This is a genomic window from Hydrogenovibrio halophilus DSM 15072, from assembly GCF_000384235.1.
GTDB classification, from domain to species: domain Bacteria; phylum Pseudomonadota; class Gammaproteobacteria; order Thiomicrospirales; family Thiomicrospiraceae; genus Hydrogenovibrio; species Hydrogenovibrio halophilus.
In genome coordinates this window covers 52,106-68,016 of the sequence record NZ_KB913033.1, presented here as the reverse complement: position 1 = coordinate 68,016, position 15,911 = coordinate 52,106, and the positions used below count along the sequence as shown (strand labels likewise).

16 protein-coding genes are annotated in these 15,911 nt (G+C 55.5%); 6 read left to right on the top strand and 10 right to left on the bottom strand.

The features are described 5' to 3' along the window. Position 1 precedes the first annotated feature (1 nt). Positions 2-1,030: a GGDEF domain-containing protein gene (locus A377_RS0100295; RefSeq protein WP_019894054.1), complete on the top strand. Its 1,029-nt coding sequence runs from the start codon at positions 2-4 to the stop codon at positions 1,028-1,030. 112 nt (positions 1,031-1,142) lie between these two features. Here the strand turns inward: A377_RS0100295 and A377_RS11460 are convergent, their stop codons facing one another. From A377_RS11460 to A377_RS0100250, 8 genes are all read right to left on the bottom strand, one after another. Continuing rightward, positions 1,143-1,706 carry an elongation factor P hydroxylase gene (locus tag A377_RS11460; protein ID WP_033422813.1) on the bottom strand — a complete coding sequence of 188 codons (564 nt, stop codon included), beginning with the start codon at positions 1,704-1,706 and terminating at the stop codon, positions 1,143-1,145. A gap of 50 nt (positions 1,707-1,756) precedes the next feature. Further along, entirely contained in the window at positions 1,757-3,040 is a 1,284-nt protein-coding gene (gene hemL, locus A377_RS0100280; RefSeq protein ID WP_019894051.1) for a glutamate-1-semialdehyde 2,1-aminomutase, read from the bottom strand. Positions 3,041-3,105: 65 nt separating this feature from the next. Continuing rightward, entirely contained in the window at positions 3,106-3,609 is a 504-nt protein-coding gene (locus A377_RS0100275) for a TlpA family protein disulfide reductase (protein WP_019894050.1), read from the bottom strand. Positions 3,610-3,641: 32 nt separating this feature from the next. Continuing rightward, entirely contained in the window at positions 3,642-4,307 is a 666-nt protein-coding gene (gene rpiA / locus A377_RS0100270) for a ribose-5-phosphate isomerase RpiA (RefSeq protein ID WP_019894049.1), read from the bottom strand. Positions 4,308-4,517: 210 nt separating this feature from the next. Continuing rightward, the gene (locus A377_RS0100265) at positions 4,518-5,018 is read right to left on the bottom strand and encodes a hypothetical protein (protein WP_019894048.1); all 501 of its coding nucleotides are present in this window, start codon (positions 5,016-5,018) and stop codon (positions 4,518-4,520) included. Between the two features lie 163 nt (positions 5,019-5,181). Then, positions 5,182-5,682, bottom strand: a complete 501-nt coding sequence (locus A377_RS0100260) for a copper chaperone PCu(A)C (protein WP_019894047.1) — start codon at positions 5,680-5,682, stop codon at positions 5,182-5,184. An 18-nt stretch (positions 5,683-5,700) separates the two neighbouring features. Beyond that, complete coding sequence (locus A377_RS0100255; RefSeq protein ID WP_019894046.1) at positions 5,701-6,330, bottom strand: SCO family protein; 630 nt, start codon at positions 6,328-6,330, stop codon at positions 5,701-5,703. Positions 6,331-6,345: 15 nt separating this feature from the next. Beyond that, complete coding sequence (locus A377_RS0100250) at positions 6,346-8,433, bottom strand: TonB-dependent receptor domain-containing protein (protein ID WP_019894045.1); 2,088 nt, start codon at positions 8,431-8,433, stop codon at positions 6,346-6,348. Between the two features lie 219 nt (positions 8,434-8,652). Between A377_RS0100250 and ilvA the strand changes: the two genes are divergently transcribed. Next, entirely contained in the window at positions 8,653-10,173 is a 1,521-nt protein-coding gene (gene ilvA, locus A377_RS0100245; RefSeq protein WP_019894044.1) for a threonine ammonia-lyase, biosynthetic, read from the top strand. 33 nt (positions 10,174-10,206) lie between these two features. On the opposite strand, the gene A377_RS11455 is transcribed toward ilvA, so the two are convergent. After that, complete coding sequence (locus A377_RS11455) at positions 10,207-10,815, bottom strand: 5-formyltetrahydrofolate cyclo-ligase (RefSeq protein WP_019894043.1); 609 nt, start codon at positions 10,813-10,815, stop codon at positions 10,207-10,209. A 229-nt stretch (positions 10,816-11,044) separates the two neighbouring features. Further along, positions 11,045-11,344: a cell division protein ZapA gene (locus A377_RS11450; protein ID WP_019894042.1), complete on the bottom strand. Its 300-nt coding sequence runs from the start codon at positions 11,342-11,344 to the stop codon at positions 11,045-11,047. Between the two features lie 151 nt (positions 11,345-11,495). Here A377_RS11450 and A377_RS0100230 point away from each other — a divergent pair, with 151 nt between their 5' ends. Genes A377_RS0100230 through A377_RS0100215 form a run of 4 tightly spaced genes read left to right on the top strand, consistent with a single transcriptional unit; the run spans position 11,496 to position 15,828 of the window. Continuing rightward, on the top strand, positions 11,496-12,071 hold the full coding sequence (locus A377_RS0100230; RefSeq protein ID WP_245546744.1) for a UPF0149 family protein: 576 nt from the start codon (positions 11,496-11,498) through the stop codon (positions 12,069-12,071). Between the two features lie 25 nt (positions 12,072-12,096). After that, positions 12,097-13,425: a Xaa-Pro aminopeptidase gene (gene pepP, locus A377_RS0100225; protein ID WP_028485139.1), complete on the top strand. Its 1,329-nt coding sequence runs from the start codon at positions 12,097-12,099 to the stop codon at positions 13,423-13,425. After that, positions 13,412-14,602, top strand: coding sequence for an FAD-dependent monooxygenase (locus tag A377_RS0100220; protein ID WP_019894037.1), 1,191 nt, complete (start codon positions 13,412-13,414; stop codon positions 14,600-14,602). The genes pepP and A377_RS0100220 overlap by 14 nt, the downstream gene beginning before the upstream one ends. Continuing rightward, positions 14,599-15,828, top strand: a complete 1,230-nt coding sequence (locus tag A377_RS0100215; protein WP_019894036.1) for a UbiH/UbiF/VisC/COQ6 family ubiquinone biosynthesis hydroxylase — start codon at positions 14,599-14,601, stop codon at positions 15,826-15,828. The genes A377_RS0100220 and A377_RS0100215 overlap by 4 nt, the downstream gene beginning before the upstream one ends. Positions 15,829-15,911: the final 83 nt, after the last annotated feature.

Here is a 15,911-nt window from a genome sequence, read left to right as displayed (position 1 = left end):
GATGAACAACGCGGCGGCTGTGCAAAAGGCCATGGAAACCATTGAACAGGAGGGGATCACGCTGTCGCATGTGACCCTCACCATCTGGTATCTGTATTTTGCCGGGACCAATGGCCCTTTGAATGCGCGCCTGAAATCTCTGATGTCCACCGGCCAGCCCATTTCCGAATCGGCTTATGAAAAACTGTATGAAAATTTTGTGCTCAAGGCGCATTTCAATCAGAGCCTGGGTATCGACCAGCAAACCTCCAGCATCATCGACCGGGCCAAGGATCTGAAGAGCAAAATTCACGATTTTGTGGAGCTGGTTCAGCAACACCAGGTCAATCTGGGCGACATGCGTGAGAGTCTGTCACTGGCCAGTACCCGGGAATCGGTGGAAATCATCCTGGCCGAAGCGGTGGGCGAGCTGAAATCGGTGGAAAACAATTCGGTCGAAACCACGCTGTGGATGCAACAGAACCTGGAAGACCTGGAAACCATTCGTCAGGAAGTGATTGAAATCGAGCAAAGCCTGACCCGCGACTTTTTGACCGGTCTGCCGGACAAGGACTATTTTGAAAAGACCCTGGTGGATGTGATCGATCAGTCCATGTCCGGGGTGGTGAGTAAACGTCAGCTGGTGGTGTTTGATATCAAGCAACTCCGTTATTACAACGACAAATATTCCTGGCTGCTGGGCGACAGCATCATCCGTCTGGTGGTGAAGATGATTCAAGCCAAAACGCTGAAAGACTGGCAAATGATGCGCTACGAAGAAGACGCCATTGCGGTCCTGCCACCCGCCAGTGTGCCGGGGCATCAATTACCCGACTATATTGAAAACATCATTTCGGCGATCAAAAAGAAAAAAATCATGGTCAAGGGCACCGATCAGGCGATCAAAAACATCGAACTGAACGCGGTGATTGTGCAGATCTTTGTGTATGACGAAGGCCGTACCGTTGGAGATAAGATCCATCTGGGGCTGCAAAAGCTCAAAGACGATGACCACCTGCAAATGGTGCAGATCGATTCTGTGGAGGACTGAACCGGGTGTTTGCCTTGATTGAAGTGGGGCTTTTGCTGCTGATTGTCGTCCTGATCGTCTGGGCGATCAGGCCGCCGAAAAAGTCTCAATCCAAGCGAAAATAACCCAGATTTTACCAGGCCTGGTTGTTGTCAGGGTGCAGCGGACGATCAAAGTCCGTGGTGACTGGAAACCGGCCTTGCGAATAGGTGGTCGCCAGTACCTGAGCCCATTGATGTGCACGAGCGGGCAATCCGTCGGTCAGCATCCGCTGCACCGTTTGCCAGACATGGTCTTTGAAGGCGTCTGACGGCCCGGCGTCGCCTTCCAAATTGTCGGCACTGAAGTGAAACCGAAATCCCGCCGCCTGAGAAAAAATCCATTCAAACGCCTGAGGTCGTACTTCCACCTTCTCAAATAAAGCCTGCTGCTCGTTCGTGCGCCCATCCGGCTGATACCAATAGCCGAAATCTTCCAGCTGACGCCGGGCTTTGCCGGCCACACACCAGTGCGCAATCTCATGCAGGGCGCTGGCAAAAAAGCCGTGCGCGAAAACAATGCGATGATAGGGTGTGTCATTATCGGCGGGTCGGTAAATGGGTTCGGGTTCGCAACAGACCAGTCGGGTGTTTTCCGACAGGGAAAAGGTTTGGTTGAACAAACGGATCAAGTCGTCGGCTGAATGCGTTTCTGACATGGGATCAAGGCAAGTGCCGGCCCGGAAAACCGGGCCGGATTGGAAAGGGATTACAGATTGGCCATGACTTTGCGTGCCGCCACGATGGTGTTGTCGATGTCTTCGTTGCTGTGGGCGGCGGAAACAAACCCGGTTTCAAACGCCGACGGCGCCAGATACACGCCTTCGTCCAGCATGCCGTGATAAAAAGTCTTGAAGCGTTCCAGGTCACACTGACTGACCTGGGCAAAGCGACGGATCGGATTGGCATCGTCGGTGAAGAAATAACCGAACATGCCGCCCACGGTGTTGGTGGCCAGAGGCACGCCGTTTTCCTGCGCGGCCGCGGCAAAACCGTGCATCAGTCGGTTGGCTTTGGCTTCCAGATCGTCAAAAAAGCCCGGCTCGGAAATCAGTTCCAGGGTTTTCAGACCCGCCGCCATGGCAATGGGATTGCCGGACAGGGTGCCGGCCTGATACACCGGGCCCAGAGGCGAAATGTGCTGCATGACCGATTTTTTGCCGCCAAAAGCGCCCACGGGCATGCCGCCACCGATGACTTTGCCAAAGGTGGTCAGGTCCGGGGTCACGCCGTAACGTTCCTGAGCGCCGCCCAGCGCCACGCGGAAACCACACATGACTTCGTCAAAAATCAGCACCGCGCCGGATTCGTCACAAACTTCTCGCAGGGTTTCCAGAAAGCCCTGCTCGGGAGGGATGCAGTTCATGTTGCCTGCCACCGGCTCCACAATCACACAGGCGATTTCATGGCCGATTTCGGCAAAGACCTGGCGCAGCTGATCGCTGTCATTGTGGGTCAGGGTCAGGGTCAGACTGGCCAGGGATTCGGGCACCCCCGGCGAAGACGGTTCGCCCAGGGTTAAGGCACCGGAACCGGCCTTGACCAGAAGCGAATCGGAATGACCGTGGTAATCGCCCTCAAACTTGATGATTTTGTCACGACCTGTGGCACCGCGTGCCAGTCGAATGGCGGTCATGGTGGCTTCGGTACCGGAGTTGACCATGCGCACCATGTCCATGGAAGGCACCAGTTCACACATCTTGTCGGCCATGGTGGTTTCGATTTCGGTGGGCGCACCGAAGGACAGACCGTTTTCGGCCTGATCCTGCACCGCTTTGATCACTTCCGGGTGGGCGTGGCCGACAATGGCCGGTCCCCAGGAACCGACGTAATCAATGTACTGACGGTCGTCTTCGTCAATCAGGTAAGGTCCCGTGGCTTTTTTGAAGAAAACCGGATCGCCGCCGACGCCTTTGAAGGCGCGCACTGGCGAATTAACGCCGCCGGGGATGTGAATCTGAGCTTTTTCAAAAAGAGTGTGGGAGCGTTTCATAAAGAGTCCTGTTGGTTTAGAAGGGAAGGGTTTTATGGTCAAAACCCGATGACAGTCGTTGTACGTTACAGGTCGGGGGTCATTTGATCGATTTTATTGCGAACCAGATCAAAGTCGACCTCACCGATTTTCTGATAGACGATGTTGCCGTTGGGCGCGATCAGAAAGCTGGTCGGCGTCAGTTGGATCTCGCCAAAAGCCTGAGCCAGCTTGCCGTCCGAATCCATGACATAGGAAAACGGATAAGGGTTGTTGTCGATGAACTTCTGCACCTGTTCGGCCGGGTCGTAATCCATGGAAATGGCGACCAGCTCGAAGTCGTCACCAAAGTCGCGTTTGATTTCGGCCAGATGCGGCATTTCGGCAATGCAACCGGGGCAGGTGGTGGCCCAGAAGTTGACCAGCACCGGCTTTTTAGGCTGGTTCAAAGCCAGTTCTTCACCGCTGTTGGTCTTGACCGTGATCGCGGGGGCTTTGCCCAGACCCTGGGAAAACAGGGTCAAATAGATCAAGGTCCCCAGCAAGGCCACGACCACGAAGACAAAAAGTTTGCGTCCAAGCTGCTGCATAATGCCTTTCCTTATCCGTATGAAATGGATGATTACTGAGCGGTGAGGGTTTCGACGCCCTCCGCCGTGCCGCAAAGGAATACGTCCGCCGGACGGGCGGCAAACAAGCCATTGGTGACCACGCCGACAATGGAGTTGAGTTCGTTTTCCATCGCCACCGGATCGGTAATCTGGAGGCCATGAATGTCAAGAATCACATTGCCGTTGTCGGTGGTGAAGCCTTCCCGCAGCACCGGCTCGCCGCCAAAACGTTTGACGATTTCGCGCGCCACATAGCTGCGCGCCATGGGAATGACCTCGACCGGCAGCGGGAATTTGCCCAGAATGTCGACTTTTTTGCTGTCATCGGCAATACAGACGAATTTTTTGGCCACGGCCAGTACGATTTTTTCACGCGTGAGGGCGCCGCCGCCGCCTTTGATCAGGTGCAGATGCGGGTTGGCTTCGTCCGCGCCATCAATGTAGACCGACATTTCGTCGACGCTGTTGAGGTCGAGTACCGGAATGCCGTGGCCTTTCAGGCGCTCTGCGGTGGCTTCGGAACTGGCGACCGCACCCTTGATCTTGCCTTTGATTTCAGCCAGTGCATCAATGAAAAAATTGGCGGTGGAACCGGTCCCCACACCGATGTAGGTATCGGCTTCCACATAGTCAATGGCCGCTTTGGCCACGGCTTGTTTGAGTTCGTTCTGTGTCATAATCAGCCCTCACGAATTTGGATCAGTTTGTTCTTGTTGCGCGCACCATCAAGCATGCGAAAGCGCATGAATGCGTGGGCGAACCTTGGAATATCCGGACATTTTAGTTATTTGGCGGGAAAAAGTATAGGCGGGAGTGAAAACCCCCGACCTGTTTTACCAGGCCTGGTAATTTTTTGCATCAGGCATTAAGGGCATGCCGTGCGGTGTTCAGTGTGTGCCGCCGGGCGCATTGAACTGAATCGGCGGGCCTTCACGACGGGGTTTTTCTTCGGTCAGTTTGGGCGGCAATTCGCCTTCAATGCGTTCGAGTTTTTCCATCACCAGACCGGATTGGGTCACATAATAATGGTCAGGGTAAACGTGCACCACCTTGTAGACCATCGGGCGCAGCTGACGGCCTTCTTCCTGCAAGGGTTTGCCCAGCGCCATGTACATGCCGCAGGCAGTGGCTCCGGGTTCCACATTGACCGTGTCCAGGTTGTCGTGATCGGTCACGCTCAGTTGCGCCCGGCGATCCAGTTCCTTCAGGTACCGCTTTTTTTCGCTTGCGTCGCTTAAACCGTTGTAGGCCAGGCACAGTTTGAGGGTTTTTTCCTGACTCAAATCCGTGTCACTGGCGCCATCACTGGCATAGGCACTGGGCACAGCCAGTGCGCCCAGACTGGCGGCAAGAAGAAGAGGGCGAAGTTTGGCAAATGTTGGCATCATGCAAATACACCTGGTTTGTTTGATTGGGATCCGGGGATGTGAGAGCGACCTGTTGAGGTGCACCGACGTTATTGACATAACTATAAGGATTGCCGGGCGGGTTTCAAGCATGAAGGGTGGATAAAGTGTGAAGCCCGCCTGATTCGGCGGGCCGTTTCTGGCATCAGTGCATTGAGTGATCCATGTTGCCTTGCTGACCTGACTGGCCGCCGCGAAGGGACTGGACCGGGGCCGTTATGGTTTTCTCACTGCCGTCGGCAAATTGAAGTGTGAGTGTGACGTCTTCACCGGCCTGGAGGATCCGGGGCAGATCGATCAGCATGATGTGCAAACCACCGGGTTTGAGTTCCGTGGTGCCATTGGCAGGGATCTCGATTTGTTCGATTTCACGCATTTTCATCACGCCATTGTCATGGGTGTGAGTATGCAGCTCGACCCGGTTGGCGGTATCCGATTCAGCTTTGACCAGAGAAATGGCCTGATCGCTCTGGTTGTGAAACTGCATGAAGCTGCCGGTGGCCATGGCACCAGGCGGGACTTCGCGCACATACGGATCCTGAACCGTAATCTGATCGGCGTCGCTGGCCATCGCAGGCAGAGTGATCACACTGCTGAGCACCAGAGTGGCGGAAAGGGCAAGTTGTTTCAAAGGATGGGTTTGCATGGAAGCTCCTTGGGTTGGTCAGTCCAGATGTTTGCGGACGGTTTGGGTAATGGTCTGTGGTGCGGTGGCATGAGGCAGTTGTTCGGCCAGTTCGCCATTGGGTTTGATCACGTATGTGAACGCCGAATGGTCCACCGCATAGTACTGGTCGTCCTCTTCGGAACGGTGTGACTGGTAGACCACGCCGTAGCGTTGTGCGATTTCGGCCAGCGTTTGCGGGGTTCCGGTCATGCCAGTGATGTCGCTGTGGAAATAATCACTGTAATTCTGCAACCGTTCCAGAGTATCACGTTCCGGGTCAACCGAGACAAACAGAATCTTGACCTGTTCCTGTTGGGCAGGTGTCAAATTCTGCCAGGCCTGGCTCAGACTGCTCAGGTTGGTCGGGCAGATGTCGGGACAGAAGGTGTAACCGAAATACAGCAACACCAGTTTGCCCTCATAGTCGCTGAGCGAACGTTCGCCTTCAACGGTCGCCAGGGTGAAGTCGCCGCCAGGCGGCTGTTCACTGATCAGCGAGCGGGCCGCAGCCCGTTCGGAATCGGTGGTCACCTGCAGTGGCTGGGTTGGCCAGAAGACAACCATGGCCACCGCCACGACCAAAAGGGCAAGCAATAACCATTTTGCTTTTTTAAAGGGTAAGGTCATAAGTCGATCTCAGCGTTAAAAGGTTGCGTTCACTTTTGCCCAGACGTTGCGCCCCGGTTCATTGTTTTTGTAGATGTCTGCGGCCACAGGGTCATAGCTCAGGTGATCATAATAAGCGTGATCAAACACATTGTCGATACCGGCCTGAACACTGAAGGTTCGATTGATCTGATAGCCGCCAAAAACATCGAGTGTTCCCCATGCGGGCGTTTCGTCAAATCCTGCTGCGGTTGTGTACGCTTCATCCACATCGGTTTGTTCCAATGCAAAATTAAAGCGTCCGCCCAAGTGCCAGGCATTTTGAGACCATTTGGCAAAGAGGTTGCCAGTGGGGGCAGAAATCATTGCGATGTCACGACTGTCGCTGGTATTGCGCCCTTTGGTCAGGCTGAATTGGCCACCAACGTCCAATTGCTTTGTCAGTGCCATGGAACCATCCATATCCAGGCCGTAAAGCTTTGCGTCCACATTGACATAGGTTTCACTTTTGTCTTTTAAGGTATTCGCTACACCGTTGTCGTATTGATTGACCGCCAAATCTCTAAGAATGTAATTGTTGACTTTGTCGTACCAGACGCCCAGATTCCAACTGTAGTTTGATGAGGCTTTGCCCAGGCCTAGATCGATCTGGTTATGCTCTTCCGGTTTAATATTGGGGTTGCCGACCCATGCCGCTTGTTCACCGGTTTTCATGTCCTTGGCCCATTTAGACATAAAGCGCTCGGTGGCGTCTGCGGTACGCATGGTGCGGCTGGCTCCCAGATACCATTGGTAAGTGTCTGAAAACGACTGCTCGAAACGGATCAGCCCGTTCCAGTTGGATTCGCTGGCGCTAGTTTCGCCGTTGTAATTTGTGTGCGCCTTACCGTAAACCAGTGATGGTTTGTTGACTGTTTTATCGGGTGCATCATTCACCTTATCTGCTTTGGCATAGACATCATCGAATCGCAACCCGGCGATCAGTTGGCTTCGGTCATTCAAGCTGGTAGTGGTTTCAGCAAAAAAACTTTTGGTTGTGTTGGTGACATCGGGCCACATAAAGTTAAGAGATTCGTTGGGCGACGAATATCTGTCCCATAGGGTGGCATCTTTATTGACGTTTTCAAATTGCACCCCGTAATCGATTTCCGTTTGCGCAATGTTCGATGTCAATTGGACTTTGGCCCCTTTGGTCTCGGTTTCGGTCGGGGTTTCTCTAAGCATCATTGGGCTTGGTGGGTTGCGCAGATCAAAATTGTTCATAGTGTGATCCACCGTAGAACGATAGACCGATACGTCCATGTCCCGGATCGAATCATTTAAATCACGTCCTTCGTATTGCAGGCGCAGGGTATTGCCCTCGGTTTCAGGGGCGTCCATCATGGCACCCGGATACAGCGCATCTTCGGTACGGCTCTGTTCCGCGGACAGTTTCAGATGATGGTGTTCGTTTGGTGTCCAACCCAGGTCAATGTGCCCCTGGCGTGTCTGGTAACTGGCACCGACCGTATCGCCATTGCCGTCTTGATAGTTGTTCGCTTCTTTCTGAGCGCCCTGGATCACCACATAACCTTTCTCACCAACGGCCGTCAGTTCGCCGTGGGCGTCGTAGTTCATCAGGTGGGATTTGCCCAGGTTCAGTTCACCCCGAACCGGTTTGTCCGGATCAAAATCCGGGCGCTGGCGCTTCAGCAGCAGGGTGCCGCCAGAGCCACCGGCTGCGTGAGTCACACTGGTCACTCCTCGAATCACTTCGATCTCATCATAAGATGCGATTTCAGAATAGGACGTAGGCGGGTCCATCCGATTGGGGCAACCACCGGCAATTTTGGCGCCATCCATAAGAATGTTCAATTGAGAATACTGTTGGCCACGAATCTGAGGGTCCAGACCGTGTCCGCCCTTGCGTGTGGCAGCCACCCCATTGAGTTGGCGCAGCACATCGCCCGATTCGCTGTTGCCGTTCTGCAATAAATCGGCTGTGGCGCGGTTTTCGGTTTGTGCGGCCTGTGGCGCTGAGGTTTCAACGGTCAGCGGGGGAAGCTGGGTCGGTTCTGCGGCCAGAACCAGTGACGTCGGAGCCAGTGTGGACAGAATGGCGAAGGACAAAGGCTTGAGTTGCATGATTTTTCCTTATTTTGGTGACTGAACGCTGCGTATTTTAGAGAGGTTTTTGCCACACAGAATTAAGAGAGTCTGCCTGATTGGCCAGATTCCTACCAAACTCTTGAGACAGGCTTGTGAACCTTTGCCCAGGTGGTTTGTCATCGTCTTATAATGCCAGGCCGACAGGAAAAGCCGCGCTTTGTTATAATGATTTTTTTGAACGATTAAGGATTCTTCATGCCGCATCAGATTTTGCGCCAGGTGCTGAGAGCCCCTGTTTACGACGTGGCCATTCAAACGCCTTTTGAACGGGCGTCGCTGATTTCGAAAAAAGCCAACAACGATGTCTGGCTCAAGCGGGAAGACCTTCAGCCTGTGTTTTCTTTCAAGCTGCGCGGTGCCTACAACCGGATGGTGCAGCTTTCGGATGCGGAAAAAGCAAAGGGCGTGGTCGCGGCCTCGGCAGGCAATCACGCTCAGGGTGTGGCCCTTTCGGCCAGTAAAATGGGCATCAAGGCACTGATCGTGATGCCTCGTACCACCCCCATGATCAAGGTCAATGCCGTGCGAAATCTGGGCGGCGAAGTCATCCTGCACGGCGATGCGTTTGATCAGGCCGCCGAGCATGCCCGCTTTTTGTGTGAGCGCGATGGCTATGCTTTTATTCCGCCTTACGATGACGAAGCGGTGATTGCCGGCCAGGGCACCATCGCGCTGGAAATTCTGCGTCAACACAAACCGCTGGATGTGATGTTTGTCTGCGTGGGTGGTGGCGGTCTGATTGCCGGCGTGTCGGCGGTGATGAAACAGGTGTCGCCCGAAACCCGGATTGTTGGCGTGGAGCCCGAAGACGCGGCCAGTATGACCGCGGCGTTGAAAGCCGGCAAACGGGTCAAACTCGATACGGTTGGGATTTTTGCCGATGGCGTGGCGGTGGCACAGGTAGGGGAGGCGCCGTTTCGCATCGCACGTCAGTGCATTGATGAGATGATCACCGTGACCACCGACGAAATCTGTGCAGCGGTCAAGGACATTTTTGAAGACACGCGGGCGGTCTCGGAACCGGCGGGGGCGCTGGGTCTGGCCGGGATGAAAAAGTACATTGCCCGGACCGGTGTCAGCGGGCAATCAATGGGCGTCATTGTCAGTGGGGCCAACATCAATTTTGACAGCTTGCGTTACATCTCCGAGCGTACCGAAATCGGCGAACGCCGTGAGGGCATTTTTGCCGTTGTCATCGACGAACGGCCCGGCAGCTTCAAGCGCTTTTGCGAATTGCTGGGCGCAAAGCGCGCCATTACCGAGTTCAACTACCGTTATGCCGATGACCGCAAGGCGGTGGTGTTTGTCGGTGTGCGGACCGAAGCCGGTGTGGCGGAAAAGGATCAATTGATCGCGCAGTTGAAGGCGGAAGATTATACCGTCCATGACATGTCGGACAATGAAATGGCCAAGTTGCATTTGCGCCATATGGTGGGTGGTCATGCCAAAGGCGTGACCAACGAATGTCTGTATCGTTTTCAGTTTCCGGAACGTCCCGGTGCCTTGTTGCAGTTTCTGTCACAGATGAGCGAGGACTGGAACATCAGCCTGTTTCATTATCGCAATCACGGCGCGGCTTACGGCCGGGTGCTAGTGGGCATTCAGGTGCCGCCCGACCAGCAGTCCGAGTTTGAAGAGTACTTGAACTGTCTTCACTATCCGTTTGAATCCGAACAGAACAACATCGGTTATGAGCTGTTTCTGAAGCCGGTGTAGGCGTGGGTCGACTTCCGCTTGTTTCAGCGGCGTTTATGTCGGCGCCTGGATGTTTCGAAATTCGTACAAACGGGTTTCGGTGATCAGCGCATCCAGCGGTTGGTCCCAGGGTTCGACCGGCAGCTCGGGCTGATACTGGCATTCGTGTGCCCAGCCGATGACCACCGGGCGCACGTTTGGGAACCACTGTTTGAACGCGAGACTGCGATCGTAAAAGCCGCCGCCCATTCCCAGCCGGTGCCCGGCGTGATCAAAACAGGTCAGTGGGGCAAACAGTACATCCAGTTGGTGGGCGTTGATGTGGTCGCCGTGCGGTGTGATCGGTTCGTGAATGCGGAAGCGGTTCGGGGTTAAAATGCTGGCAGCGGTGTAGGGTGCAAACGCCATTGGGCGTCCCCGCAGCGTTTGCAGTACCGGCAGATACAGGCGGTGTCCGCGTTTGAGCAGTGCTTCAAGCAGAAAATGGGTGTCCAACTCACCATCCTGAGGCAAAAACAGGCCGATGCGTTTCGGACGTTGCAACCATCGGGTCCGCAGTGCGATGCGGCTGGCCGCTCCAGCATGTTCGATTTGCTGTTGAGGTGTCAGCTGACGGCGTCGTTGCCGGCATTGTTGGCGTAAGTCAGTGGGATGATTGGGCATAAAAAACAGGGAAATGATATACGAGCCAGGCTGTTATCCCTGAACCGTTTAGTTCAGGTGGCAGCCTCCACGAAAGCTTAGGGTTCCCGGACATAAGCGGGATCCTCACCACTGACGCTTCTGGCCCCAAGATAGATCGTATCGGCAGGGGACATGAAGCCTGGCCCGTATGTTTCAATTGTAACAACCAAGGACATCCAGTCAACCATTATTCAGGGTCAATCGCTGTTCAGGGTTTTCCAGGTTTGTTGTTTCCGGCTGTTTCTGTTTTCTGCAGTTGCAACAAGGTGTCGTCCACCTGGTCTTCCAGACGCAGACAATACTGTTCGGTGTCCTGCTTCAGGCTCAGATAGTCGTAACACAGGTTCAGCGCCACCATCAGGACTTTGCTTTCCCCTTTCAGGCTTGTGACCTGATCCAGCTTGTCTTCCACCAGCGTGGCCGCTTCAATCAGCTTGTCTTTGTCTTCCTGTTTGCATGGCACTTCAAAGCTGTGATTCATCAAGGTCAATTTTAATTGTGTGTTCATGGCGGGGCCTTATGGTTGCAATGAGGTTGTTGTTGCCTACTATCTTAAGAGAAGTCGCAGAGGTTGTCACTCTTCGCTGTTTGCCGATTGGGGCAAAGGGCGTGGCATGGTATGATTGGGATCTTTGAATGGATGACAGAGGGAACGATTGGTGGCTGTGGATTTTGAAACACTGGACTCGATGCTGAAGGCGCACCCGGAGCTGGAGTCGCCAGCCTTTATTCAGGGGTTGTTGGCCGGCATGGTGTGTGGCGACAGTCAGACGTCCGAGACGGATTGGATCAAACGCTTGCTGGAAGAAGCCGATACCCGTTCGGTCAAGGAAGGGTTTCTGGTGGCCTTGCATGCGCTTTACGGCGAAACCCTGAAGGGGTTGAATGGGGACGGTTTCGAGCTGGACTTGTGCCTGCCGGATGAAAAGGTCGGGCTGGATTGGCGGGCGCGGTCATTGTCGCAGTTCTGCGAGGGATTCTTGTACGGTATGGGGCTGACGGCGGGGAAATCGGAGGCTTTGGCGGGGGACCCGGCTGAGTTGCTGGAAGACTTCTCCCAGATCGCGCAGCTGGATACCACCGAACTGGCGGAAACCGATGACGAAGACGAGGCCAACTTTGTTGAGCTGGTCGAATTCGTCAAAGTGGGAGTGCTCACCATACATGAAACCCTGAATCCGGCCGAACGCAAACCGATTCCGATGGATGCGCCGCCGACCGACACGCTGCATTGAGTCGGCGCAAGAAAAAGGACAAGACATGATTGAACTGGCCTGTCAGAAGCGCCAACAACTGTTTGATGCCATGCCGGACAATGCGCTGGTACTGGTGGGATCGGGCCACGAAGCCATCCGTAACCGGGATGTGGAGTACCCGTTTCGGCCGGCGTCGGATTTTTTCTATCTGACCGGGTTTGACGAGCCGGAAGCGTGTTTGCTGATGAGCAAAAAGCCGGACGCGGAAAATCGAATGGCGCAGCGCACGGGGATGTTTCTGCGTCCCAAAGACCCGCAGCAGGAAGTCTGGGAAGGCAAACGTCTGGGCGTGGACATGGCCCCGGACGTCCTCAAAATTGACCAGGCCTGGTCAAAACAGGAGCTGAATGAGATCTTACCGCAGTGGTTGGAGGGCATTGACAGCATCTGGCTGAGTTTCGAACAGCTGGACGTCTGGCAACCCATCCTGCAACCGATCATCCGTTCTCTGAAAGCCCAGGCCCGAAAAGGCAAGGTCGCGCCCACGCAACTGCGGGATCTGGATGGGATCCTGCATGAGATGCGCTTGATCAAAAGCTCCGAAGAGGTGGCGCTGATCAGGAAAGCGGCGCAGGTCAGTGTGCAGGGGCATCTGGCGGCGATGCAGTCGGTGGCAGCGCAACGGTTTGAGTACCAGCTTCAGGCCGATATGGAAGCCACCTTCAAGCGTCACGGTGCCAAAAGAGAAGCCTTTGCCACCATTGTCGCCGCCGGTGAGAACGCCTGTGTGTTGCACTACACCGAAAACCGGGCGGCCATCGCGCAGGGCGATCTGGTATTGGTCGATGCCGGGGCCGAATTCGAAGGTTACGCCGGGGACATTACCACCACGTTTCCGGCCAACGGCCATTTCAGTGCGCCTCAGGCCCGGCTTTACAATTGGGTTCTGAAAGCCCAGCGGGCGGCGATCGATTGCATTGCGCCCGGCGTTTCGTACTTCAAAGTCCACGAAACCGCGCGGCGGATTCTGGTGGAAGGTCTGGTGGACTGCGGCATTCTGCAGGGGGACCTGGACGAGCTGATTGAGGCCGAGGCCTTCAAACCGTATTTCATGCATGGCACCAGTCACTGGTTGGGCATGGATGTGCACGATGTCGGGGCTTACAAGCAATCCGGCGTCTGGCGAGAGCTGGAACCGGGCATGGTGTTGACGGTCGAACCGGGTCTGTACATTGCGCCCGACAGCGAAGTGCCCGAAGCCTATCAGGGCATCGGCATCCGAATCGAAGACGATGTGGTAGTGACCGAAAACGGCCATGAGAATCTGACGCTGGGCTTGCCCAGAACCGTGACCGAGATTGAGCAATGGATGCAGGCCAATGCCGGAAAATAACCTGAATGTTTGTGATGCCCTGATTGTCGGCGGCGGGCCGGTCGGTCTGATCGCTGCCCTGGCACTGGCCGAGCATGGCCAGGTGACGCTGGTGGAACGCGCCAGACCCTCCGATGCAACGGACAATGGGTTTGATGGTCGGGTGCTGGCCTTGACCTATGACAGTGTCCGTTTTTTGAAGACCCTCGGTCTGGAAGACGCTCTGGCACCCTATCTGACGCAAATCAAACACGTCCACGTCTCGCAGAAAGGGTTTATGGGCATCACCCGCATGTCGGCAGCCGAAATGCGGGTGCCCGCGCTGGGAGTCAGTGTTCGGGGCAAGGATCTGGGGCAGGTTTTGTGGCAGGCGGTGGACGCACACCCGGCGATCCGTGTGATTTGTCCGGCTGAACTGGTGCATGCCCGGAGAACGTCGGAACAGGTGACGTGCGAATTGTCCGACGGTGAGACGCTGCAGACCAAACTGTTGATCGGGGCCGATGGCACCGAATCCAAAGTGCGTCGGCTCTATGACCTGCCGATTGAGCGCAAGGCGTATGACGCGATGGCGGTGATCACGCAACTGCATTTTGAACAGCCGCATCAGGGCTGGGCGTATGAGCGTTTTACCCGAACCGGTCCGATGGCCTTGTTGCCCATGGACGGTCCGGAGGGCCAGAGTGCCAAAGCGGTCTGGGTGATGCCGGGCGAGCAATGGCAACAGGTTCAAACCTGGTCGGATGCGGAGTACATTCAGGCATTTGCAGAGCGGATGGGTGAGCGTTTTGGGGCCTATACAGCCACTTCTGAACGCGTGGCCTATCCTCTGGCGGAAACTCAGTGTCCACAGCTTTACGCCGAACGGGTGCTGCTGATGGGCAATGCCGCGCACACCCAGCATCCGGTGGCCGCCCAGGGCCTGAATCTGGGCATGGACGATGTGCAGGCCTGGTTGAAAATGCTGCAGCAAATGCTCGGTAATGACTGGGGCGAGGCGGTTCGTCTGCGTCGCTACGCCGAAAACCGCGCTCCGCATTATCAGCGGATCATGGGGTTGACCGATGGTTTGATTGATTGGTTTCAGAAGCCATCGTCTTTATTGGGGCATGCCCGGGGATTGGGCTTGATGGCGATGGAAGTGGCAGGGCCGGTACGTCGGCGTCTGGCCGAACTGGCAATGGGGAAGCGGCGATGAAACAGACGCAGATTTTGGTGGTCGGCGGTGGCATGGTCGGTGCTGCCACCGCACTGGCGCTGGCGCAATCCGGGTTTGAGGTCTGTTTGTTGGAAAAGCGACCGCCGGATTTGAGCTGGTCAGCCGAGTCGCCTTACCATCCTCGGGTCAGTGCCTTGACCCGGGCCTCGGAAAATTTTCTGGCTTCCCTCAATGCCTGGTCTGGCATTGAGGCCCGGCGATTGCAGCCTTTTACCGCCATGCACGTATGGGCGGAAGACGCGCCCAAACGCATTGATCTGGAGGCGGCCGCCATTGGAGAACCCAATTTGGGGCATGTGGTGGAAAATTCGGTGGTGCAGGCGGCCCTGTGGGATCAGGTGATGGCGCAGCCTTTGATTCGCGTCTATGCAGACGGCATTGCCCAATTGGAAGAAACCGAAGACGCGGTCCACGTGACCTTGACCTCCGGGACATCCCTGCAGGCACAACTGGTGGTGGGTGCCGACGGTGCGTTTTCAACCGTGAGGACACTGGCCGGGATCGGGCTGGATACCCATGATTACGCGCAAGCGGCCATTGTCGGCTGTGTCAGAACCGAGCGCTCAAATCATCAGGCCTGCTGGCAGCGCTATCAGGCCAGCGGTCCTTTTGCCTTTTTGACCTTGGGAGATCATGTGAGTTCCATTGCCTGGTATCTGCCGCTGGAACAGCAGGATTGGGCGCTGTCGCTGAACGATGCCGAGTTTGCCCGGGCGGTGACGCAGGCTTCGAATGGTTTTCTAGGGGAAGTGACCGAAGTGGGCGCGCGAGCCGCCTTCCCGTTGATCCGGCGTCACGCCCAGCACTATGTCAGACCGCGTGTGGTGCTGGTCGGGGATGCGGCGCATACCGTTCATCCTCAGGCTGGTCAGGGGGTCAATCTCGGTTTGCTTGATGCTGCGGCTCTGGCCGAGGTGTTGACCGAGGCCAAGTCCTCGCACGGATTGGACTGGGGGCGTCGGACTGTTTTACGTCGTTACGAGCGTTGGCGCCGGGGTGACAATCTGGTGGTGCAACGGGCGATGGAAGGCTTTGATTGGCTGTATACCACAGACGAGGGTCTGGCCAAGGGTCTGCGGCGCCGGGTTCTGCCGCTGGCCGATCATTTCAGCGGGATGAAACACTGGTTGATGCAGCAGGCGCTTCACGGACGAGGCCGTTTGCCCAGGGCTTGTCAGCCCCAATATAAAGGGCAAACATCATAAGCCATTGCTATAAGTAAAATTATTGGCTTGTATAAATTAATTTTTGACATTTTTTGACGATATCACTATAGTCACGTTTGGTT

Excerpts from the sequence above, each read along its gene's own strand:
- A377_RS0100215 (WP_019894036.1), top strand. The coding sequence starts at position 14,599 with ATGAAACAGACGCAGATTTTGGTGGTCGGCGGTGGCATGGTCGGTGCT.
- hemL (WP_019894051.1), bottom strand. The coding sequence starts at position 3,040 with ATGAAACGCTCCCACACTCTTTTTGAAAAAGCTCAGATTCACATCCCC.
- A377_RS0100295 (WP_019894054.1), top strand. The coding sequence starts at position 2 with ATGAACAACGCGGCGGCTGTGCAAAAGGCCATGGAAACCATTGAACAG.
- A377_RS11455 (WP_019894043.1), bottom strand. The coding sequence starts at position 10,815 with ATGCCCAATCATCCCACTGACTTACGCCAACAATGCCGGCAACGACGC.
- ilvA (WP_019894044.1), top strand. The coding sequence starts at position 8,653 with ATGCCGCATCAGATTTTGCGCCAGGTGCTGAGAGCCCCTGTTTACGAC.
- A377_RS0100220 (WP_019894037.1), top strand. The coding sequence starts at position 13,412 with ATGCCGGAAAATAACCTGAATGTTTGTGATGCCCTGATTGTCGGCGGC.
- A377_RS0100250 (WP_019894045.1), bottom strand. The coding sequence starts at position 8,433 with ATGCAACTCAAGCCTTTGTCCTTCGCCATTCTGTCCACACTGGCTCCG.
- A377_RS0100265 (WP_019894048.1), bottom strand. The coding sequence starts at position 5,018 with ATGATGCCAACATTTGCCAAACTTCGCCCTCTTCTTCTTGCCGCCAGT.
- rpiA (WP_019894049.1), bottom strand. The coding sequence starts at position 4,307 with ATGACACAGAACGAACTCAAACAAGCCGTGGCCAAAGCGGCCATTGAC.
- A377_RS0100255 (WP_019894046.1), bottom strand. The coding sequence starts at position 6,330 with ATGACCTTACCCTTTAAAAAAGCAAAATGGTTATTGCTTGCCCTTTTG.
- A377_RS0100260 (WP_019894047.1), bottom strand. The coding sequence starts at position 5,682 with ATGCAAACCCATCCTTTGAAACAACTTGCCCTTTCCGCCACTCTGGTG.
- A377_RS0100275 (WP_019894050.1), bottom strand. The coding sequence starts at position 3,609 with ATGCAGCAGCTTGGACGCAAACTTTTTGTCTTCGTGGTCGTGGCCTTG.
- A377_RS11460 (WP_033422813.1), bottom strand. The coding sequence starts at position 1,706 with ATGTCAGAAACGCATTCAGCCGACGACTTGATCCGTTTGTTCAACCAA.
- A377_RS11450 (WP_019894042.1), bottom strand. The coding sequence starts at position 11,344 with ATGAACACACAATTAAAATTGACCTTGATGAATCACAGCTTTGAAGTG.
- pepP (WP_028485139.1), top strand. The coding sequence starts at position 12,097 with ATGATTGAACTGGCCTGTCAGAAGCGCCAACAACTGTTTGATGCCATG.